This is a genomic window from Sphingomonas sp. OTU376 (genome assembly GCF_038440415.1).
GTDB classification, from domain to species: Bacteria; Pseudomonadota; Alphaproteobacteria; order Sphingomonadales; family Sphingomonadaceae; genus Sphingomonas; species Sphingomonas kyeonggiensis_A.
This window is the reverse complement of record NZ_JASATQ010000017.1, coordinates 1-26,356: the sequence shown is the minus strand read 5'-3', so window position 1 is coordinate 26,356 and position 26,356 is coordinate 1. Positions and strand designations below refer to the sequence as shown.

The following is a 26,356-nucleotide window of genomic DNA, read 5'->3' as shown; positions in this document are numbered from 1 at the left end:
GCTAGGGGAGGCAGCGCAACCTTCACAACTTCAATCCCGTCGCTGGAAACGCACGCACGGTCATTCCGTCATAGACGACCGTCCACTTCCGCTGCCCGCTCTCGATCACCGCCTGCATCGGCTTGCCCGCGCCATCTACGCCGAGCACCACCGGTGGCTTGACGCTCAGCGTCATCACCATGCCGCCAGGCAGCTGATGGAAGCCGAACGCCTTGTCCGTCCTTGGCACGATTCCGCCGTCGCGGTTCATCACCGCGAAGCCATAGCCGTCCTTGCGCACGGTGAAGGCGACGGTCCGGTCGCCGAGCATCGCATCGTCCGCCGCCGACTGGAGCATGGTCGCCAGCCGCCGCGCCTCGGTCTCCACGCTCGGCGCGCGGGTAACCGAGCCCATGCCGAGCGCCACCGCGCCCGCCATCACGCCGATGATGGCCAGCACCACGAGCATCTCGACGAGCGTCATGCCCGTCTCGGAGGGACGTCCAGTGATGTCGGCCCCCCGCATGGGGATCAGCCCTTGCCTTCGATGTCGGCGTCCACGCCTTCGCCGCCCACCTTGCCGTCCTTGCCGAGCGAGCGAATCGTGAAGGCGCCGCCTTCCGAGCTGTACTCATAGGGCTTGCCCCAGGCATCGAGCGCGGGGGCGGAGAGATAGCCGCCCTGCGGGAAGGTCGCCGGCAGCGGCGGCGTCGTGGTCTTCTCGACCAGCGCCTTCAGCCCCTGCTGGGTGGTGGGATAGTCGCCATTGTCGAGCCGGTACATCTTGAGCGCGCCGGATATGGCGGCGATGTTGCTCTTGGTGGCGGTCGCCTTTGCCTCGTCCGGGCGGCCCATCACGTTCATCGCGACAAGCCCCGCCACGATCGCAATAATCACCAGCACGATCATCATTTCGATGAGTGTCAAACCGGCCTCGCCCTCGGGCACGGCGTGCTTGCGGTCCTGCACCTTAGGTGCAATGTGAGTACGCACCCCAGGTGCGATGTCATGGAACTGTTTCAAAACTATGCGCATCCCCGCCCCATGCGTCCTGCCCATGAAGCAAATGTGACAATGAGCCCAAACGCCACGGGTGCGCCCGACCCAAATATTCCCTCCGCCGCAGGTGTGTGGACGCTGGCGGGTGACCGCCTGATAATAACCGTGCGCGATTGGCCCGCAACCATTCTCGTCCCCACCGGCCAGGTGCGCCTGCTCGCGGTGGACCTGCCGCTGCCCAGCCATGCCCGCCGCGTCGCGGCGCTGCCCTTCGCAATCGAGGACCGAATCGCCGAGCCGGTCGATTCGGTGCACATCGCGCTCGGCGAGCAGATCGCGCCCGGCCGCTATCTGGTCGGGATCGTCCGCCATGACGTGATGGCCCGCTGGGTCGCCCAGGCCGAGGAAGCCGGGATCGGCCATGCCGCGATGGTGCCCGACGTGCTAACCCTGCCGCGCCCGGCCGAGGGCTGGGCGGTTTCGCAGTCCGGCGGCCGTGCCGCGGTGCGCGATGCCGATGGCACCGGTTTCGAAGTCCCCGCGCCGCTGCTGCGCCCAGCCTGGGAAGCCGCCGATCGCCCGGGCATCATCAGCTATGGCGAGCCGCTGCCCGACGACATGCAGAAGGGCTCGGCTGCGCTCGACGCCGCTGCTTTCGGCCCCGCCGCCGGTGCCGCGGTCGCCGCGCTCAACCTGCGCCAGGGCGCCTATGCGGTCCGCAAGGTCGCCGGATCGAGCCTCTGGCGGAAATTCGCCTGGGTCGCCGCGATCGGTGCCGCCGCGCATGTCGTGATTGCGCTCGGTGACGTGATAATGCTGCGCAGTATCGCCGATCGGCGCGAGGCGGAGACCCGAGCAGCCGCGCTGGTCGCGGCGCCTGGCATCGCACTGGGCGACGATCTCGCCAATTCGATCACCGGCCTGCTGCCCACCGGCGGCGGCCAGGTGCCGCAGCTCTTCCTGCCGCTGGTCAACCGCGTCTCGGGTGCGCTCGGTCCGCTCTCCGGCGCTCTCACCGTCCGCGCTATGACATTCGAGGGCAGGCTGCTCACCCTCGATCTCGAAGCTTCGCCCGATATCGGCTTGCAGGGTCAGATCGAGTCCGCGCTCAAGGGCGCCGGGGTAGGGGCCCAGGTCGTGCGCTCGCCCGAAGGCGCGATCCGTATTACGGCGAGTGCCGCATGAGACTGATTCTCGCCCGCATGCCGGTGCTCGACGCCGCGCTGATCCGCTTCGATGGCTGGTGGAGCGGCCGCAGTCGCCGCGAGCAGGTCATGCTCACCGGCCTCGCGCTGTTCCTCGCCGCGCTGGTGCTGGTCTTCGGCATCATCAAGCCGCTCCAGTCTGCCCGCGCCTCGGCGCTGCAGGATATCCGCACCTATGAGACGCTCACCGCGCGCATCCGCGCCGCGGGCACGCTCTCCTCGGGCCAACCCCAGCGCCGGCAGGGCTCGCCGGCAGACGTGATCAACGGTTCGACCGGCAGCTTCGGCCTTACCGCCACGGTCGCACCCGTCACCGGCGGTGCCCGTGCAACGATCGCCGATGGCAGCTATGACAGCGTCATGGCCTGGCTCGCCGATCTCTCGGCAACCTCCAGCCTGCGGATCAAGCGGGTGGACATCCAGCGCACTGCTACCCCTGGTCGGGTCAGCGCCACCGTGGATTTCGGCGCATGAACGAGATGCTGATCTTGACCGAAGACGCGCCCGCCTCGCTGCCCTACAGTTTCGCGCGCCGCAACGGCGTGCTCCTGCGCGTCACCGATGCCGGGCTGGAATGCGCCCACAAGGTGTCCGCCGCATTGGACGGCCTGCTCGAGGTCCAGCGCCTCGCGCCCGCCGCGCGCTTTGTCACCTTGCCCGACGAGGCGTTCGACGCCGCGCTCAGCGCCGCCTATTCGGGTGCCGGTGCCGCCGCCGATATCGATCTGGGCGACATGGACCTTGCCGCACTCGCCGACAGTGCTGCCTCGGTCGACGACCTGCTCGACACCCGCGACGACGCCCCCGTCATCCGCCTGATCAATGCGCTGCTGCTCGAGGCCGTGCGCGAAGGCGCCTCGGACGTGCATATTGAGACGCAGGAAAAGCGCCTCGTCGTCCGCTTCCGCATCGATGGCGTGCTGCGCGACATGATCGAGCCGCCGCGCGCGCTCGCGCCGCTGCTGGTCAGCCGCATCAAGGTGATGGCCAAGCTCGACATCGCCGAGCGCCGAATCCCGCAGGACGGCCGCGTGACGCTGCGCATCGGCGGCCATGACGTGGACGCCCGCGTCTCGACCATCCCGACCCAGCATGGCGAGCGCGTGGTGATGCGTCTGCTCGAAAAGGGCTCGCTGCGCCTCGACATGGAAGTGCTCGGCATGAGCGAGCGCGACCGGGGTGTCTTCACCCGCCTGCTCGAGCGCCCGCACGGCATGCTGCTCGTCACCGGCCCCACCGGCTCGGGCAAGACGACCACGCTCTACGCAGCGCTCAACAAGCTCAACGACCGCAAGCGCAACATCATGACGGTCGAGGATCCGATCGAATATGAGCTGGCCGGCATCGGCCAGACCCAGGTCAATCCGCGCACCGACATGACCTTCGCGCGGGGATTGCGCGCGATCCTGCGCCAGGATCCCGATGTCATCATGGTCGGCGAGATCCGCGACCAGGAGACCGCCCAGGTCGCCGTCCGCTCGTCGATGACCGGCCATTTCGTGCTCTCGACGCTCCACACCAACAGCGCGGTCGGCTCGGTCACCCGTCTGATCGACATGGGCGTCGAGCGTTACCTTCTCGCTCCGATGGTCGTCGGCCTCTGCGCCCAGCGCCTCGTCCGCAAGCTCTGCCCGAGCTGCGCTCGGCTCGACGAGGCGACCGAGGCGGATTCGCTCCTGCTCGGCGGCGCACTCAAGCCCGGCAAGAAGGTCTGGCGCGCGGTCGGCTGCGCTGAGTGTCATGACGAGGGCTATCGCGGCCGCGCCGGCCTCTACGAAGTCGTCGCCGTGGACGAGAAGTTCCAGAAGCTCATCCACGACGGCGCCTCCGAAGCCGAGCTCGAAGCCCATGCCCGCAAGGAGAACCCCAGCCTGCTCGACGACGGCATCGCCAAGGTGAAGGCCGGTGTGACCACCGTCGAGGAAGTCGCGCGGGTGGTGAGGGACGAAGGGTGACCACGGTCCCAGCAAATATCTGTTCCCCGGCGAAAGCCGGGGCCCAGGGTTGCACGCGACATGCTGCTTGGCTCTGCGCTTCGGCTTTCGCCGTGGAACAGCGTAATTCGAGGCAGCGCTAGTGCCTGCTTACGCCTATCGCGCGGCTGACAAGACCGGCGCCGCCCGGAAGGGCATCATCGAAGCCTCCAGTCCCTCCGCCGCACGCGCAATGCTTCGCGAGCAGGCGCTGTTGCCGCTCTCGGTCGAGGTCGCAGCGGAGAAGGGCGCCAGCCTCGGCAGCATCCAGCTTCCCCGTTTCCGCCGCGCCGGTCTGTCGTCCAAGGCGCTGGCTACCGTCACCCGCCAGATCGCGACTTTGGTAGGCTCTGACATCGCGATCGAGGAGTCACTACGCCTCGTCGCCACCCAGTCCGAACAGGCCGCGACCAGCTCGCTCCTGCTCGACGTCCGCGCCGCGATCCTCGACGGCCGCAGCTTCGCCGCCGCGCTGGCCCAGCATCCCAAGGCCTTCCCCGAATTCTACCGCGCCTCGGTCGCGGCGGGCGAGGCCTCGGGCAAGCTGCCCGACGTGCTCAACCACCTCGCCGAGTTCGTCGAGAACCGCCAGGCGAACGGCCAGAAGCTCCAGCTCGCCCTGATGTACCCCGCGCTGTTGGCTTTGGTGTCGATCGGCATGATGGCGCTGCTGCTCGTCTATATCGTGCCGGACATCGTAAAGGTGTTCGTCTCGCGCGGCGCCGAACTGCCCTTCCTCACCCGGGCGTTGATCGCGGTCAGCTGGTTCCTCCAGAATTTCGGGCTCTACCTGCTGCTCGGCATCGCCGTGGCGGCGCTGGTCTTCTTCCGTTGGGCCCGCGTGCCTGCCAACCGCCTGCGCATCGATCGCTTCTTCTCGGAGAAGCGCCCGTTCCGCCGGTTCAGCCGCCAGCTTAGTGCCGCCCGCTTCGCCGGCAGCCTCGCCACGCTGGTCGGCAGTGCGGTGCCGCTGGTCGATGCGCTCCATGCCGCCGCCGCGGTCACGCCCAATCGCTGGGTCCGCGAAAAGGCGATCGGCGTCGCTACCCGGGTGCGGGAAGGCATCAGCCTGCGCGCCGCGATGAGCGAGGCGGGGGTCTTCCCCTCGATGCTCGTCGCGATCGTCGCCTCGGGCGAAAGCTCGGGCAAGCTCGCCCCCGCGCTCGGCCGCGCCTCGGACGAGTTGCAGCGCGAGCTCGACGCCCTCGTCTCCACCCTGGTCGCGCTGGTCGAGCCGCTGGTGCTGCTGGTGATGGGCGGGCTGGTGCTGATGATGGTGCTGGCGATCCTGTTGCCGATCATCAACCTCAACAACCTGGTTGGGCTCTAAGCCAGTTGCTTAGCTGTTCCCCCGGCTTTCGCCGGGGAGCAGTAGAGTCACATCTGCCCCTGCACCGTAACCCCGGCGGGCAGCCCGACGAACGGCAGCACCGCCGCACCGTCCGCAGTCATCGAGATCTCCAGCGCGCCGCTCTCGCTGAGCACCGCGGTCATCAGCGTCTTCATCCGCTGGGCCGAGGGTGCGACGCGGATCGTCGTGCGGTCGCCGACATGCTCGGCGGTGATCAGCAGGGCAGGGACCGCCACCGGTCCGCCGCCACTCTTCGCCCGGCAGCTGCCCGGATCGGTGGTGATCTTGCCATCCGCCATCCGCGCCCCGCCACCGCTCGCGATCCGCTGCATCTCCACCTGCATCGTCAGGTTGCAGGTGAAGGGCAGGTTGGGCTGCAGCGCCTTGAACAGGCTGGCATCTGCCGATCCGCTGACATGGTCGAGCACCGTCCGTCCGCCGAGGTGCTGGAGCATCTGCCCGCCCAGGTCGGTGTCCGGCCCCGTCGCCTTCCAGTCGGCGGCAAAGGCCAGGCTGGTCAGCGAGCGTAGTGGCGCCATGTGCCAGGCGAAGGTCGCGCCGCCCGCGACACCCACTTCGCCGTTCCACACCGTGCCCGCCACGCCGGTACGCCACGGCGCGTTCCGGAAGATCACGCTCGCCGGCATCGTCACGAGCAAAGCGAGCAGATACGCCCCTATGCCGATCAGGGCGAAGAGGATAATAGACCGGCGTGACCCGCTTTCCCCTCCCAGAGTCGGCAATGGATCGACGGTCCCTGCTGAAGTCGCTGCAATCAGGGCTGGTCGCGTCAGCGGCATCGGTCGTGCTTCCCTCTGTCGTCTTCGCAGCGGACAAGAAGGACAAGCGCCCCATCGCCCTGCTGCTGCCGCTCACGGGGCCGCGAGCGCGGCTGGGCCTTAGCATGCGGCAGGCGGCGTTGCTCGCGGAAAACAATGCCTATGTGCAGAGCTTCGACACCGGCGGCACCGCGGCCGGTGCCGCTGCCGCGGCCGCCAAGGCGATCAAGCTCAAGCCCGCGCTGATCCTCGGCCCGCTCAGCGCGGAGGAAGTCCCCGCCGTCTCCAGCGCGATCGCCGGCCGCATCCCCGTGATCGCGTTCAGCAACGACTCCGTGCTGCGCGCGCCCGGCACCTGGATCTTCGGGATCACCGCCGGGCAGGTGACCACCGCGATCCTGCGCTATGCCCGCACACGCGGCATCAAGACCGTCACGATGATCGATGACGGCTCGCCCTGGAGCGCTGCCGCTGCGCTCGCTGCCGGCAAGGCCGAAGGCGAGCTCGGCATCACCGTCACCGTGCTTCAGGTGAAGCCCGGCCAGCCGCTGCCCAGCCCGGGCGAAGCGCCCGACGCGGTGCTGCTTCCCGGCTCGGGCGAAACCGTCCTCGCCGCCGCCCGTGCGCTCAAGGATACCGGCATCCAGCTGCTCGGCACCTTCCAAGGGCTCGACAACCGCCCGGCCGCGCTCGCCGCGCTCGAAGGCGCCTGGCTCGCCAGCCCGGATCCCAACGCCTTCGGCACCTTCGCCAGCGCCTTCCAGGCCCGCAACGGCGGCGATCCCGGCACGATCGCCGCGCTCGCCTATGACGCCGCCGGCATCGCCAACACGCTGCGCGCCGACAATCGCCTCGGCATCGAGGGGCTGATGGACGCCAAGGGCTTCCACGGCGTTACCGGCCCGGTACGCTTCCGCACCGATGGCTCGGTCGCCCGCGACTTCGCGATCGTCGTCGCCGGCCCGACCGGTTACACCCCGGTGGCGTCGAGCTCGGGTTCCTAGGATTGTCGTGGCCAGCACCATCCTCCTCCAGCACCCCGGCGAAAGCCGGGGGCCAGGGTCAAGCAGGGCGTCGCCCGTGACTCTGGATCCCCGCCTGCGCGGGGACGACGAAGGGGAGGGCGAAACCGGCTTCACCCTGATCGAGCTGATGATCTCGCTCGGCCTGTTCGCGCTGATCGCCGTCGCCGGCCTCGCGCTGGTCGACGGCATCATCAAGGTCCAGGGGCGCACCGAAAAGCGCCTCGATCGCCTCGCCGACCTCCAGCGCGCGATGTTCGTCGTGTCGAGCGATATCGACCAGATCTCGGTCGGCCGCGTCGAGGGCGGCGGCGAGAAGCTCAGCTTCACCCGCGCCGCGCCCGGTTTCGGCGGGCCGGCGGTGCCGCTCCAATATTCGGTCGCCAACGGCAATCTCGTCCGCGGCTCGGGCGCGATGGTGCAGACCGTGATCGGCGGCGTCGCCAATGTCCGCTGGCGCTTCTTCGACGGCACCGCCTGGAGCCCGCGCTGGCCGATGCGCGAGGAAGACAAGGACAAATGGCCCCGCGCGATCGAGATCGCCCTCCAGGCGACCGGTCCGGGCGGCACGCCGGGCGCGCTGCGCCGCGTCGTCACGCTTCCCGATCAGGCGGAGTATCCCAAGCCATGAGCCGCCGCGAAGACGAAGCGGGGATGATCCTCGTCAACGTGCTGATGTTCGTCGCGATCGCGTCCGGACTTGTGCTATTGCTAATCAATCGCGAGGAAATCGCGCTCGATCGCGCCCTCCGCACCCGCGAGGCGGCCCGTGCCCTGGCCGTTGTCCGCGGCGGCGAGCTCTCCGCCGTGGTCGCCCTCCGCCGCGACATGGTTGCCGCCCCCAATGAGGACAACCAGACCGAGCCCTGGGCGAAGCTCTCCGAAAGCGCCGCCCCGATCGAGGGCGGCAGTTTCGATCTCGCGATCGCCGATGCCGAGGGGCGCTTCAACCTCAACATGCTGCGGGGCGGCGATGCCGGCGCGATCGTGCTGTTCCAGATGATTGCCAAGGATGTCGGCCTGTCGGCGGAGGACGTGGTCAAGGCGGTCACCTATGTCCGCCTCTATGGGCCCGTCACCGATATCCGCCCGCTGCGCATGGCCGGCCTCGAGCCCCAGGCGACCGCGCGGCTCGAGCAACTGGTGACGGCGCTGCCCGGTACCACCGCGATCAACCTCAACGCAGCTGGTCCCGAGATGCTGCAGGTCCTGTTCAGAGACCCGCTCGCCGCCCAGCGCCTCGCCGAGATCCGCGCCCGCAACGGCAAGCTCACCCTCAAGGACCTGGGCGACCTAAACCTGTCGCTCCCCTGGGGCACCGGCTTCCGCTCCAACACCTTCTGGGTCCGCACCCGCGCGACGATCGGCAGCACCAGCCAGCAGGCCGCGGTGCTGATCCAGCGCGTGCTGCGCCAGGACGGCAAGATTGCGGTGGGCGTGGTGGAGAGGTGGCGCGGGGCAAGCGTGCCGCCGGATGCGCCGGGGTTTGTGGCGGGGCGGTAGGGCAGTCAATGGGCTTCGGCGGACTACAGGTAAACCCATTTACCGGTTCATTGTTGATCGACGGGAATCTTATTGTGGTTGGCTTCGGTGAGAACCAGATTGTTTAGGTGAGTGACCCCGTTGGTGGGGGCATTATATTCCGAAAACGAAATCTCTAACTCTCTTGGCCCGGTATATGGTGAGGGCTCTATGGTGGAAATTGCTCGCCTCACTAACTCTTTGAGATAAGCGACGGCTTCAAGATACGGCATTGGGTCGGGTGTTTTGGCTTTGACATCGAAATGTCGGTATTCATTAGCGGTTCGTCGCAGCCGCTCGATACGTGCAAATTCATTCGGGAAAATGCGTTTGAGGCCGTTCTCGTTTCCAAATGTGTCCCTCAACGCTTCGTACCCACGATAGATTTCGGGCCACGAGGGTTCGGCAACCAAGATGTTCAAAATCTGCTCGATCTTCGGCCGGTGGCGAAGCTGTGCGAGCATAATGGCGAAATCCTCTGCAGGCTTTTCGGGGCCGGGTATGAACACCTGAGCGTTAACTTTACGCCACATCCTGACATTCGTGGAGGTCTGAAACTCATAGATTGTGCCAGCTTCTAGCTGGGCACAGCCTTCTATGAGATCGATCATTGCGCGAATTGTGGCCAACTCGGTGACAGCTGATTGGTACACGGCATCCGGGCTTTCGTATTCGTCCCATCTGCTCGTCCCCAATACGGGGACATCGCCGTACATTAGCACAAAATGAGACGCTGGTGTTCGGATGGAACCGTTCAGAAAGCGTCTCGCCTTTTTGAGGTCGGCGCACGAGCCCTCGAGTTGTGCGCCCCATCGCGAGCTCATTTCAATTTGGTGCATCCACGGTTCCTATCAGCTCTGAATGTACCTTGTCTCAACACCACTGCCGACACAGGGTAGGCGATTGATAAGCCTATCCTAAATCAAAATCCGGAACACCGCCCCGCCACCCACAGCATCGCCCACATCGATGCTCCCGCCATGCGCCACCACGATCTGCCGCGCGAGGTTCAGCCCCACGCCCGTCCCGGTCGCGCGGGTGGTGAAGAAGGGCAGGAACACGTCCTGGCGCAGTCCTTCGGGTACGCCGGGGCCATTGTCCTCCACTTCGATCACCAGTGCCTCGCGGTCGGCGAAGAGGCGCAGCGCGAGGCGGGGCGGGCGGTCCTGGCCGGCCATCGCCTGCGCCGCGTTCTGGAGCAGGTTGATCAGCACCTGGGCGAGCAGGTCCGGATCGGCCTCCAGCGCCAGCCGCGCTGGAGTCACCTCGATATCCAGCGGCACCTCGGGCTCGCGTGCCGCGAAGATGCGGCCCAGTTCCTCGGCCCAGGGCTGGGCGGCGAAGGTCTGGCGCTGCAGCTCCGGCGTGTGCGCCACCGCGCGATAGGCTTCGATGAAATGCCCCAGCCCATGCGCGCGCCGGGCGAGGGTGGAGACCGCCGCCCGCGCATCGCCGATCCGCGGGTTGCCTGCCAGTTCGGGATCGTCGAGCAGGTCCGCCGCCGTCGCCGCCAGCGAGGTCACCGGGGTCAGCGAGTTGAGGATCTCATGCGTCAGCACGCGCACCAGGTCGGTCTGCGCCGCCATTTCCACGGCATCCAGCGTCCCCTGGATCGGCTGTACCGTCACCGCGCGGATGCTGCGGCCGAGCCGCTCCAGCGTACCCGAGCGGACCAGCACGCGCTGCGTCCGCCCCTCGATCGCCAGCAGCAGGATCTCCTCGGCCGCATCGCCGCCCGCCAGCCGCTTTGCTAGGGTCGCGCCATAGACGGCATAATCCTCCGCCCGCGTGCCCGGCGCGCCGCGGAACAGCCGCCGCGCCGCCTTGTTGGCCGGGTCGACATGGCCTTCGCCGTCGATGGTCAGCAGCGCCACCGGCATGTCGTCGACCAGCGCCTCGAGGAAGCGCATCTCCGCCGCGCTCGCCATCTGGCGCTCGCGCAGCCGGTCCATCGCCCCGTCCAGCGCCGCGCCCAGCGCCTCGAATCCGCCGCCATGGGTGCCGCCGAAGCGGGCCGAGGTGTCGTCGAAGCGCAGCGCCTCGACGAAGCGGGCGAGCGCGACATTGGTGCGCGACACCAGCCGCCACATCCCCCAGAGCGCGCCCGCGACCAGCAGCAGCGCGACGATCCGCGCGGCGCCCAGCCCGGGGGTGAGGAAGCTCAGCACGGCCGCCGTCACCGCCGCGGCCAGCGCGGCGATCCAGGCGATCAGGCCCAGGGTGAAGCGCCGGTCAAAGCCCATGCTTCTCCATCCGGCGATAGAGCGCGGCGCGCGACAGGCCGAGCTCGTTGGCGGCCAGCGAGATATTATAGCCGTGCTTCTTCAGCGCCTCCTCGACCAACCGGCGTTCGACGCGCTCGAGGTTGAGGTCGTCGCTCGGCCCGGGCGGGCGGGGCGGGGTGATCGCGGTGGCGGGCACGACGCGCGGCATCGCGCGGACCAGCGCGAAGTCCTCGGGCTCCAGCGCCTCTTCGCGCGCCAGGATCACAGCGCGCTCCAGCGCGTGGCGCAGCGCGCGGACATTGCCCGGCCAGTCATGGTCGAGCAGCGCCATCCGCGCCGCCGGGCTGAGCTGCGGCACCGGCCGGCCATAGCGCCTGGCGTAGTGCTGGAGATAATGCTCGATCAGCTGCGGCACGTCCTCGCGGCGGTCGCGCAGCGGCGGAAGGTCGATCTCCACCGTGTTGAGGCGGAACAGCAGGTCCTGCCGGAAATGGCTCTCGTCGCGCAGCTTCTCGGGTGGGAGGTTGGTCGCGGCGATCACACGGATATTGACCGGCACCGGCTTGTTGGCGCCCACCGGTGTCACCTGGCGCTGCTCGAGCACGGTGAGCAGCTTGGGCTGCAGCCGCAGCGGCAGATTGCCGATCTCGTCGAGGAACAGCGTGCCCCCGTCCGCCGCCTGGATACGGCCGACCCGGTCGGTCCGCGCGTCGGTGAAGGCGCCCTTCACATGGCCGAAGAGTTCGCTGTCGATCAGCTCCTCGCTCACCGCGCCCAGGTCGACGGTGAGCATCACCTGGTTCGCCCGTAGTGACTGGCGGTGCAGCTCGCGCGCGACCAGCTCCTTGCCGGTGCCGTTCTCGCCAAGCACCAGCACATTCGCGTCGGTCGGCGCGGCGCGGCTGATCAGCGAATGCACCCGCGCCATCGCGGGCGAACCGCCGAGCAGGGGCGAGGCGCCCGCCTGCGCAGCCGGGGCAGGGGCGGCAGCCCCGCCGCTCACCGCCTTGCGCGAGCGGCGCAGCGAAGCGGCGGTGCGCACGGTCGCCAGCAATTTCTCGTTCGACCAGGGCTTGGAGACGAAGTCGGTCGCCCCGCGCTTCATCGCCGAGACCGCGACCTGCACCCCGCCATGCGCGGTAATCATCACCACCACCATTTCGGGATCGACCGCGAGCAGCTTGTCGAGAAAGGCCAGTCCCTCGCTCGCGTCCGTAGCGCCGCGCGCGAAGTTCGCGTCGAGCAGCACCGCGTCGGGCGTGCGCGCCTGTACCAGCGGCAGCGCCTCGTCGGGGCTGCGCACCGCCTCGACATCCTTGAACAGCCGCCGCAGCAACAGCCGCGACGCCATCAGGATATCGTCGTCGTCGTCGATCACGACGCAGAAATCGAATTCCGGATCGCCCATGCTGCCCACTCCCGTACAGTTACTGTGCGGAACCGGACAATCAAATTGCGTGCCAAGCCACGGTCCCCCCGAAAGCGCAATTGGCACGGGACATGCTGACACTGGGATGAACGGCGCATCCGCCGGCGGAGGAAAATCGTGCAGCGGTCGGCAGGGGGAATGCGCAAGGGAGCGGTGATCGCGGTGACGATCCTCCTCCTGTGCCTGCCCCGCGCACCCCTGGGGATCGATCTCCGCATGGACGGCGCCGGCGGCCATGCCGTGCTTCGGCTCGGCATCACATCGTTACGGATAGCGTTCGATTCCGGACGCGCCTGTCCGAAATCGAACACTTGCCACGCCGCCGCCGATCCTCGGCCCGAGGGAGCGGGGCTGGCACGGCACTTGCGAGGATTGGGGGCATGACAGTGCTACGGATGCAGAAGGAAAAGGCGGGCGCCGTCTCGGGCAGCGGGATGGACCAGGTGGTCGAGAAGCGCGCGCTCTCCACGCGCCTCAAGGTCGCGCTCGGCGTGGTCGCCGCCGCGCTGGCCGCTGCTGCCTTCTGGTGGTTCGCCCCGTCGGGCGTCAGCCAGACCGTGACGATGGACCGCGTGACCATCTCCAATGTCACGCGCGGCACCTTCGACGATTTCATGCCGCTGCGTGCCCGCGTTACGCCGCTGCTGACCGTCTATATCGACGCGGTCGAGGGCGGCCGGGTCGAGAAGATGCTGGTCGAGGACGGCGCCACCGTCGCCGCCGGCCAGCCGATCGCGCTGCTGTCGAACGCCGAGCTCCAGCTCTCCACGCTCGCCCGCCAGACCGAAGTCGAGCAGCAGATCAACAACATGCGCAGCCAGGAGCTGTCGCTGGCCCAGACCCAGCTTTCCAACGAGCGCGCCGTGCTCGCCGCACAGACCGCCTATGAGAAGGCCCGCCGCCAATATGAGCGCGAAAAGCCGCTCGCCGACAAGGGCTTCGTCTCGGGCAAGCAGTTCGCCGATACCGAGGCCGATTACGAACTGAGCCAGCGCAACTTGGCGGCCCTCAAGCGCAGCCAGAGCACCGATGCCCGTCTCCAGGGCAGCCAGCTCACCCAGCAGCAACAGGCGGCGAAGTCGATGCAGTCCGGCCTCGCCATCGCCCGCGCCAATCTCGATGCGCTCCAGCTGCGCGCGCCGGTCGCCGGCCAGCTCTCGGGCTTCTCGGTCCAGGTCGGCCAGTCGCTCGGCCGTGGCGAGCGCGTCGGCCAGATCGACAGCCCCGGCCGCAACAAGCTGATCGCCGGCGTCGACGAATTCTATCTCGGTCGCGTCCAGATCGGCCAGAAGGCGGCGCTCGACTGGAACGGCAAGCGCTACGGCGCGAAGGTCACCAAGATCTATCCCCAGGTGCAGAACGGCCAGTTCCAGGTCGATCTCCAGTTCACCGACGGCGAACCGCCCCAGCTCCAGCGCGGCCAGACGATGCAGGCCCGCCTCACGCTCGGCGATTCCGCCCCGGCGCTGCTGATCCCCAACGGGGCCTTCTACAGCGATACCGGCGGCGCCTGGGTGTTCGTGGTCGCCCCCGGCGGCGGCAGCGCGGAGAAGCGCAACGTCCGCCTCGGCCGCCGCAACAGCGATTTCATCGAGGTGCTCGACGGCCTCGAACCCGGCGAGCGGGTGATCACCTCGCCCTATACCGGCCTCACCGACAAGACGCGCCTGGACCTCACCAAATGACGAACCAGAAAGGGAATCCGATGCTGCAGATGCGCGAACTCTCCAAGGTCTACCGCACCGACACGGTGCAGACGACGGCGCTCGACGCGATCGACCTCGAAATCGCCCAGGGCGAGTTCGTCGCGATCATGGGCCCCTCGGGCTGCGGCAAGTCGACCCTGCTCAACATGATCGGCATGCTCGATAGCCCGTCCTCGGGATCCTATCTGTTCAACGGCCAGGAAGTCGCGGGGCTCTCCGAGAGCAAGCTCGCCGATGTCCGCAAGGAGAATATCGGCTTCATCTTCCAGAGCTTCAATCTGGTCGACGAGCTGAGCGTCCGCGACAATGTCGAGCTCGCCCTGCTCTATCACAACGTCCCCGCCGCCGAGCGGAAGCGCCGGGTGGACGAGGTGATGGACCGTACCGGCATCGCCCACCGCGCCAAGCATCGCCCCAGCCAGCTCTCGGGCGGCCAGCAGCAGCGCGTCGCCGTCGCCCGCGCGCTCGTCGCCAGCCCGAAGCTGATCCTGGCGGACGAGCCGACCGGCAATCTCGACACCCAGCATGGCGAGGAAGTGATGCACATGCTGCAGACGCTGAATGCCGAGGGCTCGACGATCGTGATGGTCACCCACTCGCCCGCGCATGCCGATTATGCCGGCCGCATCGTCTCGATGCTCGACGGCCGCGTCCTCCAGGAACGCCGCCGCGCGGCCTGATCGAAAAGGGGGAGAAAGCCCATGTGGCGCAATTATCTGACGGTCGGCCTGCGCGCGCTCGCGAAGAACCGCACCTATGCCTTCATCAACCTGTTCGGGCTGGCGATCGGCCTGGCCGCCTGCCTGCTGATCCTGCTCTACGTCCAGTATGAGCGCAGCTATGACGACTGGCTGCCCGATGCGAAGCGCACCTATCAGCTCCAGGTCTATTATGAGAGCAAGACCAACGGCGACAAGTTCCAGAACCAGGGCGCGCCCTATGTGACCAAGGCGGCGCTGCTCAAGGATTTCCCGCAGATCGAGAGCGCCACCTATATGGGCGGCCCGCCGCTCACCCTGATCAAGGATGGCCAGGCAACGGTCGTCGATGACGGGCGACTGGTCGACAGTGCCTTCCTCGACACGATCGCGCTGCCGATGGCCCAGGGCGACAGCAAGGCGCTCTCGCGCCCGGGCACCGTGGTGATGAGCGAGTCGGAAGCGGTCCGGATCTTCGGCACGAAGAATGTCGTCGGCCGCACGGTGACGCTGCTCACCGCCGGGCGGAAGGACGATTATCGCATCACCGGCGTGTTCAAGGACGTCCCGAAGAAGTCGCACCTGACCGGCAAGATGTTCGCCCGTGCCGACTTCCCCAGCATGTTCCCGGAAGACAATGGCTATCTCACCAGCTGGGGTTGGACCTCGGGCTGGGTCTATGTGAAGCTGCGCCCGGGCACCGATGTCGCCACGCTCAACAACCAGATGGACGCCTGGGAAAAGCGCAACATCCCGGACGAGACCTTCAACGGCAAGAAGGTAAATGCCGGTGACGAGCGCACCTTTGCCCTGGTCGCGGCACCCGATGTGCATCTCGGCCGTGCCACCGGTTCCGGGATGGCGCCGGGCAACGACGTGCAGACTATCGCCACCTTCGCGGTGATCGCGCTGCTGATCCTTGCCATGGCCTGCATCAACTTCACCAACCTCGCCACTGCCCGCGCCAGCCAGCGCGCCCGCGAAGTGGCGCTGCGCAAGGTCCTCGGCGCCACGCGCCGGCAGCTGATGGCCCAGTTCCTCGGTGAATCGGTGCTGCTCGCCACGATCGCGATGTTGCTCGCGCTGGCGGTGGTCGAGATCGCGCTGCCCTGGTTCGGCAACTTCCTCGATGCCGATCTCGAGCTGCATTATTTCGGTCATGGCGGGCTGATCCTGCCGATGATCGGCCTGGTGCTGCTCGTCGGCGCGGCGGGTGGCCTCTATCCGGCCTTCTATCTCTCCCGCTTCCAGCCGGCCCGTGTGCTCAAGGCGAACAAGTCGGCGTCCGACGCGGAAGGCTCCGGCCGGCTGCGCAGCGCGCTGGTGGTGATCCAGTTCGCCGTCTCAATCGGCCTGATCATCTGCACCGCGGTGATCTATGCCCAGAATGTCTACGCGCGCTCGCTCGATCCGGGATACAAGCGTGCTGGCCTGATCCAGCTCGCCGGTGTCGGCTCCCGCATCCTCGAGCCCCAGGCCGATGCGCTCACCCGCGCGATCGCGCAGGTCCCCGGCGTGGAATCCAGTGGCCGCACGATGATCGGCGTCATCACTGGCCAGTCCTCCACCACCGGCGTGGTCGTGCCGGGGCGCGAGGATCCCGTGGATATGGGCATCTACGGCGTCGATGCCGGCTTCTTCCCCACCATGCAGATCCGCACCATTGCGGGCCGGGTGTTCGACGAGCGGCCCGCCGACGACATGACCACCCCGGTGCCGGAGGATCCGGCGGCCGAGCGGGCGCTGGTCGCGCGCGGCGGGCATATCGTCATCAACGAGAGCGGCGTGAAGCGCCTCGGCTTCAAGACCGCTCAGGACGCGATCGGCAAGACGATCCGCTACGGCGTGAAGGACGAATATGGGGGGATGATGAACCTCACCATCATCGGTGTCGTCGCCGATGTCCGCTTCCGCACCGTCCGTGCCGCGATCGAGCCGACCATGTACCTGCTCGACAAGCATAATGTGAACTGGTTGGTCGCGCGCTTCCACGGCGATCCGCGCACGGTCCGCGCGGGCATCGAGCAGGTCTGGCGCCGCTACGCCCCCGATCTGCCCTTCGATGCCACGCTGGCCGACGACATCATCGCCCGTGCCTATGAGAAGCTCGATGCCCGGGCGCAGATGTTCGGCATGTTCGCGATCCTCGCGGTGGTGATCGGCTGTCTCGGCCTGTTCGGTCTGGCTGCCTTCACGGCGGAGCGGCGGACCAAGGAGATCGGCATCCGCAAGGTGCTGGGCGCGCGCACCAGCGACATCGCCCGGCTGCTCGTCTGGCAGTTCACCCGCCCGGTGGTGATCGCCAACATCATCGCCTGGCCGGTGGCTTGGTGGCTGATGCGCGAGTTCCTCAACGCCTTCGATGCCCGCATTTCGCTCACTCCGGTGCCGTTCATCGGCGCCAGCCTGCTCGCGCTGGCGATCGCGGTGCTCACCATCGGTGCCCACGCCATCCGCGTGGCGCGCACCAATCCGGTTCATGCCCTGCGCTACGAGTAGGCGCGTCAGTTCGGGGTCATGAAGGGCGGGCGAGGGGGCAACCCCTCGCCCGTTTTTCGTTGGACTCCGTCCCCGGACACCACCCAGGCGTCATCCCGGCGAAAGCCGGGATCTCAGGCGAAGGCGCAAGGAAGGAGCCGCACGAGATCCCGGCTTTCGCCGGGATGACGGAGGGGGATTTACCCAAACCCACAGCGCGCTATCCTCCGCCCAATACCAAAATCGGGAGGGGACATGATTCGTATCGCAAAGATCGCTCTGTTCGCAGCTGCAGCGATGACACCGGTGGCATATGCCGCGGTCGAAGTAATCGGCAAGATGACGCCGGCCGAGCCGATCACGCATGCGCGGATCGCGACGCTGCCGATCGGCCAGCAGCGCGCCTGGAACGTCTATCTCGACAAGTCGGTCGGGCTGATGGAGGCCGATAAGGCCGCGCTCGCAGCCGAGCGCGCCGACGGCACCTTGCCCACGCCCGTATCGCCGCCCACCGGTCCTTCGGGCGGCAGCGGCATGCCGCTCGACAAGCCGGCCGGCTGGTATGCGGGTGCCGATGCGCGCCATGTCGCCGACAATATCGTCAGCTTCCAGACGCCTGCCGGCGGCTGGGGCAAGAATGTCGATCGCACCGGCCCGGTCCGCGCGCGCGGCGAGCATTATGTGCCGATCGAGAAGCTGCCGGCCAATGCGAAGTCCGACATGTCGGACGAGAATTGGAGCTATGTCGGCACGATCGACAACAACGCCACCACCACCGAGCTGCGCTTCCTCGCCCGCGCCCAGGCCGCCGCGCCGGGCGCCGAGGGCAATGCCTATCGCGAGAGCTTCCTCAAGGGCATACGCTACCTGCTGAACGCCCAGTTTCCCAATGGCGGCTGGCCCCAGGTCTATCCGCTCCAGGGCGGATATCACGATGCGCTCACTTTCAACGACGATGCGCTCTCGTCGGTGGTGGGCGTGCTGGCCGAGGTGGCGCGCCACCAGGGCGATTACGCCTTTGTATCGGACCAGCTCGCTCTGGAAGCCAAAGCTGCCTGCAACAAGGCGATCCAGCTGATTCTCAAGACTCAGGTGGTTATCGACGGCAAGCGCACGGTGTGGGGCCAGCAGCATGACGCGCTCACCCTGGCGCCGGCGGGCGCCCGGAACTTCGAACCAGTCGCACTGTCCTCGGATGAGAGCGCCGACCTCCTGGTCTTCCTGATGAAGCAGGCGGGGCGCTCGCCCTCGGTCGACGCGGCGGTGGCGGACGGGGTCAACTGGCTGAAGGCGCACGCGATTCAGGGCTTCGTGTTCGAAAAGGGGCCGGACGGCCGCAAGCTCGTCGCCAGGCCCGGCGCCGGCCCGATCTGGTCGCGCTACTATGATATCCAGACCGGCAAGCCCATCTTCGGCGACCGGGACCGTACGATCCATACGGATGTGAACGAACTCAGCGCCGAGCGCCGCAACGGCTATAGCTGGTACAATAACGGCCCGGCCAAGGCCCTGGCGACCTACGACAAATGGGTGGCGAAGAAGTAACGGGGACGATCCGTCACCCCGGCTTTCGCCGGGGTGACGAATTACCTGTCCTACACGCGCATGTTCCGCTAATGTTCCAGCGTCCCGCAAGGGCCGCTCTTTGAACCGTCAGGGAACCCGCGCAAACATTCGCGCATGGAAGCGTATGCAGATGCACCGCGTCCGCACACCGCGAACCATATCGAAAACCGCGCGCGCAACACCGCGCGGCGCGCAACCTTTGCCAACATCGGCGACTGGAAGTGTCTAGTTCGCCGATTCCAGCGTCTCGGTTGCCCGCAGCCAGGTCGCCTCGGCCTCTTCCAGCTGCGCCTCGACCTCGCCGCGCCGCTTCATCAGGTCGCCCATCGACAGCGTCTTGAGCCATTTGGGCGGCTTGCCGGCCAGTGCCGTGTCGATTTCCGCCAGCGATTTCTGTGCCTTGGCGATGGCATCCTCGGCGTCGCTCACCGCCTTGCGCAACCCGGTCGAGGCTTCGCGCGCCTGGGCGGCGGCGCGTCGCTCTTCCTTCTTGTCGCCCGACGCGCCGGGGCTGCCGGGCACCGGCTTGCCCGAGACGACGAAGGCCGCATAGTCCTCGATCGTCCCATCATATTCGCGGGCGGTGCCGCCATCGACTAGGAACAGCCGGTCGGCGACCAGTTCGAGCATGTGCCGGTCGTGGCTGACCAGCACCACGGCGCCCTTGAACTCGGCGAGCGCCTGGACCAGCGCCTCGCGAGTGTCGACGTCCAGGTGGTTGGTCGGTTCGTCGAGGATCAGCAGGTGCGGGGCGTTATGGGTGACCAGCGCCAGCGCCAGTCGCGCGCGCTCGCCGCCCGAAAGCTTGCCGACCTTGGTCAGCGCCTTGTCGCCCGAAAAACCGAAGCGGCCCAGCTGGTTGCGCACTTGCACCGGCGTCGCGGCCTTCATCACCCGGCCCATCGTCTCCACCGGCGTGGCGTCGGGATCGAGCTCCTCGACCTGGTACTGGGTGAAATAGCCGACCGTCAGTTTGGTGGCGGTGGTCATCTCGCCGGCCATCACCGGCAGCTCGCCGGCGATCATCCGGGCGAGCGTGGTCTTGCCGTTGCCGTTGCGGCCGAGCAGCGCGATCCGGTCGTCGGGATCGAGCCGCAGCCCCAGCCGCGACAGGATCGGCTTGCCTTCCTCATAGCCGACCGCGGCATGGTCGAGCGTCAGCAGCGGCGGGCGCAGGCCCTGTGGATTGGGGAAGTCGAAGCGCATGCTCGGATCCTCGGCCACCGCCGCGATCGGCTGCATCCGCTCCAGCGCCTTGACGCGGCTCTGCGCCTGCTTGGCCTTGCTCGCCTTGGCCCGCCAGCGATCGACGAACGCCTGCAGCTTCTCGCGCTCGGCGACCTGCTTCTCGCGCGCCGCCGCCTGCTGCGCCATCCGCTCGGCCCGCTGCCGCTCGAACGCGTCATAGCCGCCGACATAGAGCGTGGTCTGGCCGCGATCGAGGTGGAGGATATGGTCGGCGACATTGTTGAGCAGGTCGCGCTCATGGCTGATCAGCAGGATCGTCCCGCGATAGGCGCGCAGGAAGCCCTCGAGCCACATCACCGCTTCGAGGTCGAGGTGGTTGCTCGGCTCGTCGAGCAGCAGGATGTCGGGGTTGAGGAACAGCAGCGAGGCGAGCGCCACGCGCATCCGCCAGCCGCCCGAGAAGCTGTCCATCGGCCGCGCCTGCATCGCGTCGTCGAAGCCCAGGCCCTTCAGGATCCGTCCGGCGCGGGCAGGGGCCTCATAGGCGTCGATCTGGTCGAGCCGTTCGTAGATATGCCCCAGCCGGTCGGGATCGTCCTGCGTCTCGGCCTCGAGCAGCAGCGCGGCACGTTCGACATCGGCTTCGAGCACGGTGTCGAAGGCGCTGGTCTGGCCGCTCGGCGCGTCCTGGCGAAGATAGCCGAACCGGGCCTGGCGCGGGATGTCAACCGAGCCGTTGTCGGTCTCGATCATCCCGGCGATCGCCTTCATCAGCGTCGATTTGCCGGCGCCGTTGCGGCCGATGAAACCGACGCGGGCGCGGGGCGGGATCGCCGCAGAAGCGTTCTCGATGATCGCACGGCCGCCAAGCCGGATGGTGATGTCGCGGAAGGAAAGCATGCGCGGGCGCCTAGCAGCAGATGAAGGCGCACCCAAGCGCTCCGTGACCCCTGGTGGTCACTTCGCTTAAAGTGCTGATTTAGCGGGAATTAAAATGGTCGGGGAAAGAGGATTCGAACCTCCGGCCCCTGCCTCCCGAAGACAGTGCTCTACCAGGCTGAGCTATTCCCCGACCGGCGCCTCCGGGGCGAACCCCGACTGCGAGGGGGCGCCTATAACCACGCTATTTGAGTCACGCAAGCCACTGAATCAGCTTTTCCGCGCGTCCATCATCGCATCGACCGAAACGAACTTCTCGCGGGGGGCCCCGATGCGGGCCGCGGCGATCTCCGCGGCGTCGATCTTCAGCCAGTCGCGGAAGGTCACCGGCTCCACCGTTCGCGCCTCCAGCAGGGCATCCAGGCCGGGGCGGCCGGGCTTGCCCGCACCCTCGCCGATGTCCTCGGCGATCTTCTCGGCGATGTGGAAGCCGTCCGGGCGGTTGGTGCCGATCGTCCCCGTCGGGCCGCGCCGCGCCCAGCCCACCGCATAGAGGCCGGGCAGCACCCGCCCGTCGATATTCGCGAATCGCCCGGACTTGTCGTCATAGGGCACGCCCTCGATCGGCGGGGTGCGATAGCCGATGCAGCTCACCACCAGGCTGGCGGGGATGGCATAGGTCTCGCCCGTGCCGTGCGCGCTGCCGTCCAGGCCCAGCGCGGTGCGTTCGACGATCACCCGCTCGACCTTGCCGTCGCCCTCGATCGCGATCGGCATGGCGAAGAAATCGAAGACGATGCGAATCGGCTTGTCTGGCATGCCCAGCGCGAATCGGCGCAGATGGCCGACCGACTTCCGCTGGCCGGGATCGAGTGCGCCGTCCTCCTCCACCGGCGGGAAATCGGCCGGGTCGACCACCGGCGTGGCGTGGCCCAGTTCGCCCAGCTCGCCCAGTTCCTTGGGGGTCATCGCGATCTGGTGCGGCCCGCGGCGGCCGAGCAGGGTGATGCTGTGCACCTTGGAGCCGTGCAGCGAATCGAGCGCATGGGCGACGACGTCCGACGCCTCCAGCTCGTCCTCGGCCTTGGCGAGCACGCGGGCGACATCGAGCGCGACATTGCCGTTGCCGATCACCACGGCTGGCCCGTCGAGCGGCGGATTGAGGCCCGCATAGTCGGGATGGCCGTTATACCAGCCGACGAACGCCGCCGATCCGGTCACGCCCGGCAGCTCCGCTCCCGGTATCTCCAGCTTGCGGTCGTGCGGCGCGCCGGTGGCGAGGACGACCGCGTCGTACAGCTCGCGCAGCTCGTCGATCGACACGTCCTTGCCGATGGTGACATTGCCGACGAAGCGCACATTGTCGGTCAGCGCCACCGCCTCGTACCGGCGGGAGACGCCCTTGATCGACTGGTGATCGGGGGCAACGCCGGTGCGGATCAGCCCGAAGGGCACCGGCATGCGATCGAGGATGTCGACCCGAACCTGGTCGCCAAATACCTTCTGGCAGGCTTCGGCAGTGTAATAGCCTGCCGGCCCGGAACCGATCACCGCGACATGACGCATGGGCCTCTCCTCCCGCGATCTAGGCGCTTACCGTAGCGGCAAGCGGGGGGAGGGCAAGCCTCTCGACGTCGGGCGCAACTTGTTGCTAGGCCGTAACCGTGAGCCCGATCGAAGCGACTGCCAGCCTGCTGGGCCTGATCAACATCGTGCTGGTCGTCCGGCGCAGCATCTGGAACTACCCGTTCGCGCTGGCGATGGTCGCGCTCTATGCGTGGATCTTCTTCCACGAGAAGCTTTACAGCGACTCGCTGCTCCAGCTCTTCTTCTTCGCGGTCAATCTCTATGGCTGGCGGAACTGGGCCCGTTCGCGCGGGGAAAGCGGCGAAGTCGTGGTCGAGACCTTGGGCTGGCCGGCGCGCGGCGGCTGGGCGATCGGCGCGGCCGTCGTGATCGCGCTCTGGGGCGCCATGATGCACCGGCTGACCGACGCGGCCTGGCCCTGGTGGGACGGCAGCATCGCGGTGCTCAGCATCGCCGCGCAAATCCTCCAGTCGCGGCGCAACTGGGAATGCTGGGTCCTCTGGATCCTTGTAGATTTACTGGCTGTCCCTTTGTTCGCCGTGAAGGGACTGTGGCTCACCGCCGGGCTCTATGGCGTGTTCCTGGTTCTGTCCGGGTGGGGGTTGGTCGATTGGCTGAGGGCAAGAAAATGAAGCTGCGCACCATCTGTCTCCACGGGCCCGAGAGCACCGGCAAGTCGACGCTGGCGCCGCGCATCGCCGAGTATCTCGGCGGCGAGGTGGTGGACGAATATGGCCGCGAATATGCCGAGGCGCGCGGTATCGCGTTCACGATGCGCGACCTGCTCGAGATCGCCAAGACGCACGACGCCGGCACCCGCACCCTCCTCGCGGCCGGGATGACGCCGCTGATCCTCGACACCGATCCGCTGATGACGGCGGTGTGGGCGGACATGCTGTTCGGCGAGCGGGATCCCTGGTTCGACGAGTGGCAGGGCACCGCCGATTTCTACCTGTTGTTCGATATCGACATGCCCTGGCGCCCCGACGGCACCCGCATGTTCGGCACCGAGGAGCTGCGGCGGAAATTCTTCGAGCTGAGCAAGGCCGAGCTGGAGCGGCGCGGGGTGCGCTGGGCGCTGGTCTCGGGTCAGGACGAGGAGCGCTACGCCAAGGCCATCGCCGCGATCGAGGCCGTTCAGGCAGGCTGATTTCCCGGCGTATCTGCGATTGCGTTGCACGAATGCTGCAGTTGCGAAAAATCGTAGATGATTGTCACAGTTCGTACACAATCCAATCCTAACCGCCGCCTCGGAAGGGGCAGGCAAGCCCCTCGATAACGAGAAATGTCCGGCGCGACGACGGCACGACTCCGATCGGGGACGTGGCCGCTGCTGCGCGTTGGACGCACAGCAGGGAACAATCTCATGAAGACTGGCATCACCAAGTCTGCTCTTTTCCTGGGCGCGGCATTCGGCGCGCTCGTCCTTGGCGGCACCGCCCAGGCGCAGGACGCCACGGCTCCCGCCGCCGCCGTCGAAGACGAAGCGACCACCGAGATCGTCGTCACCGCCGAGCGCCGCCCGGAAACGCTGCAGAACACCCCGGTCTCGGTCGCGGTGATCGGCGGCCAGGACGCGCGTGACTTCACCGCCGCCGGCGACGACACGCTGCTCTCGCTTTCGGGCAAGGTGCCGAGCTTCTACGCCGAGACGACCACCGGCCGCATCTTCCCGCGCTTCTACATCCGTGGCCTCGGCAATATCGACTTCTACCTGGGCGCCTCGCAGCCCGTGTCGATCATCCAGGACGATGTGGTGCTCGAGCATGTCGTGCTCAAGTCGAACCCGGTCTATGACCTCGATCACGTCGAAGTGCTGCGTGGCCCGCAGGGTTCGCTGTTCGGCCGCAACACCACTGCCGGTATCGTCAAGTTCGACACCGTCCGCCCGACGCTCGATCGCTTCGATGCGCGCGGCACGGCGAGCTATGGCAGCTATGGCAGCGTGAGCCTCGACGCCGGCATCGGCGGCCCGCTGGCCGACAATGTCGCGATCCGCGTGTCGGGCCTGTTCCAGCACCGCGACGACTATGTCGACAATGCCTATGCCGGCCCGAGCGCCGACGGCACGAAGACCCCGCGCAAGAACGCGATGGGCGGCTTCGACGAGCGCGACGTGCGCGTGCAGCTGCTGGTCGAGCCGACCGCCGACTGGACCTCGCTCTTCTCGGCGCACATGCGCAACTATAACGGCACCTCGACCCTGTTCCTGCGCCAGGCGCTGAAGAAGGGCTCGAACGACGTCAGCAACGTCTCGCGCACCACGGTCCGCTTCGACGAGGCGATGGACAATCCGCAGGACTATGACACCTACGGCATGTCGTGGAACAACAGCTTCGATCTGGGAGGCGTCACGCTGACCTCGATCACCGCCTATGAGACCTCGTCGGGCTACAGCCGCGGCGACACCGATGGTGGCGCGGCGGCGGACTTCCCGGTCGGCGGCGTTGCGAACGGCTATGGCCAGTCGATGGGCCGCCTCGCGGATCTCGATCAGTGGACCCAGGAAGTGCGCCTCGCCAGCAACGGCGACGGTCCGTTCAAGTGGCAGATCGGCGGCATGTACTTCGATAGCCGCGACATCACCGAGTTCTACCAGCGCGCCTGGTTCCTCAACACCGCGGCCCGCAACCCCAACAACTGGGTGCGCCTGCACGACGTCAACACCAGCTGGGCGCTGTTTGGCCAGGCCAGCTACCAGGTGACCCCGAAGTTCCGCCTCACCGCCGGCGTGCGCGTGACCGAGGACACCAAGACCACCGACCTGCTCAAGACCGCCGACACCGCGGCCGGCGCCGTGACCTATCCGGGTCGCCGCCACGTCCGCATGTCGGACACCCAGCCCAGCTGGGACGTGAGCGCGCTCTATGAGGTCAGCGACGATCTGAGCCTCTATGCCCGTGTCGCCCGCGGCTTCCGCGGCCCGACCATCCAGGGTCGCTCGGCGGTGTTCAACTCGGACTTCACCACCGCGAAGTCGGAGACGATCGTGTCGTATGAGGGCGGCTTCAAGTCGAGCCTGTTCGACAACCGGGTGCGGTTCAACCTGACCGGCTTCTACTACACCGTCGACGACATCCAGCTGAACGGCAATGACTCGAATGGCAACGGCGTGCTGTTCAACGCCGACAAGGCCGAAGCCTATGGCGTCGAAGCCGATCTGACGCTGCGCCCGGTGCGCAACTTCACGCTGACCGCCGGCGCAAGCTGGCTGCACAGCGAGATCAAGGACAAGCGCGTCTATGCCCAGGCCTGTGCCCTCAACGGCGTGCTGGTCTGCACGGTCAAGGATCCGTACGTGACCCGCACCGTGTTCGGCGCCAACGCCTATTTCGCGCAGATCGACGGCAACCCGCTGCCGAACGCGCCGGAGTATAACCTGAACCTCACCGCCCGCTACGACGTGCCGGTGAGCGACAGCGGCAAGTTCTTCATCTCGACCGACTGGAACCTGCAGGGCTACACCAACTACGTCCTCTACAAGACCGACGAGTTCTACTCGGACGGCAACTTCGAGGGCGGCCTGAAGCTCGGCTACCAGGGCGGCAACGGCACCTGGGAAATCGCTGCCTTCGCCCGCAACATCACGAACGAGAAGAACCTCAAGGGCGTGATCGAGAACTACATGGCCGCCGTGCTCAACGAGCCGCGCGTCATCGGCATCTCGCTGACCGGTCGGACCCGCTAAGCCCCCTTTGCTTTCGGCCAGTCAGTCGGGGGGGCGGGGGGGGGGGGGGGCCCCCCCCCCGGCGGTTTTTTTTTTTTAGTGGG

The 26,356-nt window shown here is 67.3% G+C and carries 22 protein-coding genes and 1 tRNA gene; 14 read left to right on the top strand and 9 right to left on the bottom strand.

All coding sequences use genetic code 11. The features are described 5' to 3' along the window. Positions 1 to 22 precede the first annotated feature (22 nt). The gene (locus tag AAHM44_RS09540) at positions 23 to 505 is read right to left on the bottom strand and encodes a prepilin-type N-terminal cleavage/methylation domain-containing protein (protein ID WP_269576095.1); all 483 of its coding nucleotides are present in this window, start codon (positions 503 to 505) and stop codon (positions 23 to 25) included. A 5-nt stretch (positions 506 to 510) separates the two neighbouring features. Then, positions 511 to 948: a type II secretion system major pseudopilin GspG gene (gene gspG, locus AAHM44_RS09535; RefSeq protein WP_342249820.1), complete on the bottom strand. Its 438-nt coding sequence runs from the start codon at positions 946 to 948 to the stop codon at positions 511 to 513. Positions 949 to 1,143: 195 nt separating this feature from the next. Between gspG and gspL the strand changes: the two genes are divergently transcribed. The 4 genes from gspL to AAHM44_RS09515 all read left to right on the top strand — a co-directional run bounded on the left by gspL (position 1,144) and on the right by AAHM44_RS09515 (position 5,486). After that, on the top strand, positions 1,144 to 2,163 hold the full coding sequence (gspL, locus tag AAHM44_RS09530) for a type II secretion system protein GspL (protein ID WP_342249819.1): 1,020 nt from the start codon (positions 1,144 to 1,146) through the stop codon (positions 2,161 to 2,163). Then, entirely contained in the window at positions 2,160 to 2,657 is a 498-nt protein-coding gene (gene gspM, locus AAHM44_RS09525) for a type II secretion system protein GspM (protein WP_342249818.1), read from the top strand. The genes gspL and gspM overlap by 4 nt, the downstream gene beginning before the upstream one ends. A gap of 5 nt (positions 2,658 to 2,662) precedes the next feature. After that, positions 2,663 to 4,138, top strand: coding sequence for a type II secretion system ATPase GspE (gene gspE, locus AAHM44_RS09520; protein WP_446745979.1), 1,476 nt, complete (start codon positions 2,663 to 2,665; stop codon positions 4,136 to 4,138). A gap of 121 nt (positions 4,139 to 4,259) precedes the next feature. Beyond that, positions 4,260 to 5,486 carry a type II secretion system F family protein gene (locus AAHM44_RS09515; protein WP_342249816.1) on the top strand — a complete coding sequence of 409 codons (1,227 nt, stop codon included), beginning with the start codon at positions 4,260 to 4,262 and terminating at the stop codon, positions 5,484 to 5,486. A gap of 47 nt (positions 5,487 to 5,533) precedes the next feature. Here AAHM44_RS09515 and gspN read toward each other — a convergent pair whose 3' ends face one another. Further along, positions 5,534 to 6,160 (bottom strand): type II secretion system protein N, encoded by a 627-nt coding sequence (gene gspN / locus AAHM44_RS09510; protein ID WP_342249848.1) that lies wholly within the window; start codon positions 6,158 to 6,160, stop codon positions 5,534 to 5,536. 89 nt (positions 6,161 to 6,249) lie between these two features. On the opposite strand from gspN, the gene AAHM44_RS09505 reads away from it, so the two are divergent. The 3 genes from AAHM44_RS09505 (at position 6,250) to AAHM44_RS09495 (ending at position 8,811) form a co-directional block, all read left to right on the top strand. Next, the gene (locus AAHM44_RS09505) at positions 6,250 to 7,290 is read left to right on the top strand and encodes a penicillin-binding protein activator (RefSeq protein WP_342249815.1); all 1,041 of its coding nucleotides are present in this window, start codon (positions 6,250 to 6,252) and stop codon (positions 7,288 to 7,290) included. A gap of 76 nt (positions 7,291 to 7,366) precedes the next feature. Beyond that, on the top strand, positions 7,367 to 7,939 hold the full coding sequence (locus AAHM44_RS09500) for a PulJ/GspJ family protein (RefSeq protein WP_342249814.1): 573 nt from the start codon (positions 7,367 to 7,369) through the stop codon (positions 7,937 to 7,939). Further along, positions 7,936 to 8,811: a general secretion pathway protein GspK gene (locus AAHM44_RS09495; RefSeq protein WP_342249813.1), complete on the top strand. Its 876-nt coding sequence runs from the start codon at positions 7,936 to 7,938 to the stop codon at positions 8,809 to 8,811. The genes AAHM44_RS09500 and AAHM44_RS09495 overlap by 4 nt, the downstream gene beginning before the upstream one ends. Positions 8,812 to 8,858: 47 nt before the next feature. On the opposite strand, the gene AAHM44_RS09490 is transcribed toward AAHM44_RS09495, so the two are convergent. The 3 genes from AAHM44_RS09490 to AAHM44_RS09480 all read right to left on the bottom strand — a co-directional run bounded on the left by AAHM44_RS09490 (position 8,859) and on the right by AAHM44_RS09480 (position 12,462). Continuing rightward, positions 8,859 to 9,668, bottom strand: a complete 810-nt coding sequence (locus AAHM44_RS09490) for a hypothetical protein (RefSeq protein WP_342249812.1) — start codon at positions 9,666 to 9,668, stop codon at positions 8,859 to 8,861. A 78-nt stretch (positions 9,669 to 9,746) separates the two neighbouring features. Next, positions 9,747 to 11,072, bottom strand: a complete 1,326-nt coding sequence (locus AAHM44_RS09485) for a sensor histidine kinase (RefSeq protein WP_342249811.1) — start codon at positions 11,070 to 11,072, stop codon at positions 9,747 to 9,749. Then, complete coding sequence (locus tag AAHM44_RS09480) at positions 11,062 to 12,462, bottom strand: sigma-54-dependent transcriptional regulator (protein ID WP_342249810.1); 1,401 nt, start codon at positions 12,460 to 12,462, stop codon at positions 11,062 to 11,064. Before AAHM44_RS09480 ends, AAHM44_RS09485 begins: the two co-directional genes overlap by 11 nt. 401 nt (positions 12,463 to 12,863) lie before the next feature. Here AAHM44_RS09480 and AAHM44_RS09475 point away from each other — a divergent pair, with 401 nt between their 5' ends. The 4 genes from AAHM44_RS09475 (at position 12,864) to pelA (ending at position 18,910) form a co-directional block, all read left to right on the top strand. Then, positions 12,864 to 14,168, top strand: a complete 1,305-nt coding sequence (locus tag AAHM44_RS09475) for an efflux RND transporter periplasmic adaptor subunit (RefSeq protein WP_342249809.1) — start codon at positions 12,864 to 12,866, stop codon at positions 14,166 to 14,168. Between the two features lie 20 nt (positions 14,169 to 14,188). Next, positions 14,189 to 14,869 carry an ABC transporter ATP-binding protein gene (locus AAHM44_RS09470; RefSeq protein ID WP_269576080.1) on the top strand — a complete coding sequence of 227 codons (681 nt, stop codon included), beginning with the start codon at positions 14,189 to 14,191 and terminating at the stop codon, positions 14,867 to 14,869. Between the two features lie 21 nt (positions 14,870 to 14,890). Continuing rightward, positions 14,891 to 17,386 carry an FtsX-like permease family protein gene (locus AAHM44_RS09465; protein ID WP_342249808.1) on the top strand — a complete coding sequence of 832 codons (2,496 nt, stop codon included), beginning with the start codon at positions 14,891 to 14,893 and terminating at the stop codon, positions 17,384 to 17,386. A 234-nt stretch (positions 17,387 to 17,620) separates the two neighbouring features. Next, positions 17,621 to 18,910 carry a pectate lyase gene (gene pelA, locus AAHM44_RS09460; protein ID WP_269576078.1) on the top strand — a complete coding sequence of 430 codons (1,290 nt, stop codon included), beginning with the start codon at positions 17,621 to 17,623 and terminating at the stop codon, positions 18,908 to 18,910. Between the two features lie 246 nt (positions 18,911 to 19,156). On the opposite strand, the gene AAHM44_RS09455 is transcribed toward pelA, so the two are convergent. From AAHM44_RS09455 to AAHM44_RS09445, 3 genes are all read right to left on the bottom strand, one after another. Next, positions 19,157 to 21,019 (bottom strand): ABC-F family ATP-binding cassette domain-containing protein, encoded by a 1,863-nt coding sequence (locus AAHM44_RS09455; protein WP_342249807.1) that lies wholly within the window; start codon positions 21,017 to 21,019, stop codon positions 19,157 to 19,159. Positions 21,020 to 21,114: 95 nt separating this feature from the next. Further along, positions 21,115 to 21,191: transfer RNA gene (locus tag AAHM44_RS09450), tRNA-Pro, on the bottom strand. A gap of 77 nt (positions 21,192 to 21,268) precedes the next feature. Further along, a complete protein-coding gene (locus AAHM44_RS09445; protein WP_269576076.1) occupies positions 21,269 to 22,564 on the bottom strand; it encodes an FAD-dependent oxidoreductase in 1,296 nt (431 codons plus the stop codon). 98 nt (positions 22,565 to 22,662) lie between these two features. On the opposite strand from AAHM44_RS09445, the gene pnuC reads away from it, so the two are divergent. The 3 genes from pnuC to AAHM44_RS09430 all read left to right on the top strand — a co-directional run bounded on the left by pnuC (position 22,663) and on the right by AAHM44_RS09430 (position 26,273). After that, the gene (pnuC, locus tag AAHM44_RS09440) at positions 22,663 to 23,217 is read left to right on the top strand and encodes a nicotinamide riboside transporter PnuC (protein WP_342249806.1); all 555 of its coding nucleotides are present in this window, start codon (positions 22,663 to 22,665) and stop codon (positions 23,215 to 23,217) included. Beyond that, positions 23,214 to 23,735 (top strand): ATP-binding protein, encoded by a 522-nt coding sequence (locus tag AAHM44_RS09435; RefSeq protein WP_269576074.1) that lies wholly within the window; start codon positions 23,214 to 23,216, stop codon positions 23,733 to 23,735. Before pnuC ends, AAHM44_RS09435 begins: the two co-directional genes overlap by 4 nt. A gap of 216 nt (positions 23,736 to 23,951) precedes the next feature. After that, positions 23,952 to 26,273, top strand: coding sequence for a TonB-dependent receptor (locus AAHM44_RS09430; RefSeq protein ID WP_342249805.1), 2,322 nt, complete (start codon positions 23,952 to 23,954; stop codon positions 26,271 to 26,273). Positions 26,274 to 26,356 lie beyond the last annotated feature (83 nt).

What these genes read in the sequence shown, in the direction of transcription:
- AAHM44_RS09540 (WP_269576095.1), bottom strand. Translation starts at nt 505, where the DNA reads ATGCGGGGGGCCGACATCACTGGACGTCCCTCCGAGACGGGCATGACG.
- gspM (WP_342249818.1), top strand. Translation starts at nt 2,160, where the DNA reads ATGAGACTGATTCTCGCCCGCATGCCGGTGCTCGACGCCGCGCTGATC.
- gspE (WP_446745979.1), top strand. Translation starts at nt 2,663, where the DNA reads ATGCTGATCTTGACCGAAGACGCGCCCGCCTCGCTGCCCTACAGTTTC.
- AAHM44_RS09505 (WP_342249815.1), top strand. Translation starts at nt 6,250, where the DNA reads ATGGATCGACGGTCCCTGCTGAAGTCGCTGCAATCAGGGCTGGTCGCG.
- AAHM44_RS09495 (WP_342249813.1), top strand. Translation starts at nt 7,936, where the DNA reads ATGAGCCGCCGCGAAGACGAAGCGGGGATGATCCTCGTCAACGTGCTG.
- AAHM44_RS09490 (WP_342249812.1), bottom strand. Translation starts at nt 9,668, where the DNA reads ATGCACCAAATTGAAATGAGCTCGCGATGGGGCGCACAACTCGAGGGC.
- AAHM44_RS09485 (WP_342249811.1), bottom strand. Translation starts at nt 11,072, where the DNA reads ATGGGCTTTGACCGGCGCTTCACCCTGGGCCTGATCGCCTGGATCGCC.
- AAHM44_RS09480 (WP_342249810.1), bottom strand. Translation starts at nt 12,462, where the DNA reads ATGGGCGATCCGGAATTCGATTTCTGCGTCGTGATCGACGACGACGAC.
- AAHM44_RS09475 (WP_342249809.1), top strand. Translation starts at nt 12,864, where the DNA reads ATGACAGTGCTACGGATGCAGAAGGAAAAGGCGGGCGCCGTCTCGGGC.
- AAHM44_RS09470 (WP_269576080.1), top strand. Translation starts at nt 14,189, where the DNA reads ATGCTGCAGATGCGCGAACTCTCCAAGGTCTACCGCACCGACACGGTG.
- AAHM44_RS09465 (WP_342249808.1), top strand. Translation starts at nt 14,891, where the DNA reads ATGTGGCGCAATTATCTGACGGTCGGCCTGCGCGCGCTCGCGAAGAAC.
- pelA (WP_269576078.1), top strand. Translation starts at nt 17,621, where the DNA reads ATGATTCGTATCGCAAAGATCGCTCTGTTCGCAGCTGCAGCGATGACA.
- AAHM44_RS09455 (WP_342249807.1), bottom strand. Translation starts at nt 21,019, where the DNA reads ATGCTTTCCTTCCGCGACATCACCATCCGGCTTGGCGGCCGTGCGATC.
- AAHM44_RS09445 (WP_269576076.1), bottom strand. Translation starts at nt 22,564, where the DNA reads ATGCGTCATGTCGCGGTGATCGGTTCCGGGCCGGCAGGCTATTACACT.
- AAHM44_RS09435 (WP_269576074.1), top strand. Translation starts at nt 23,214, where the DNA reads ATGAAGCTGCGCACCATCTGTCTCCACGGGCCCGAGAGCACCGGCAAG.
- AAHM44_RS09430 (WP_342249805.1), top strand. Translation starts at nt 23,952, where the DNA reads ATGAAGACTGGCATCACCAAGTCTGCTCTTTTCCTGGGCGCGGCATTC.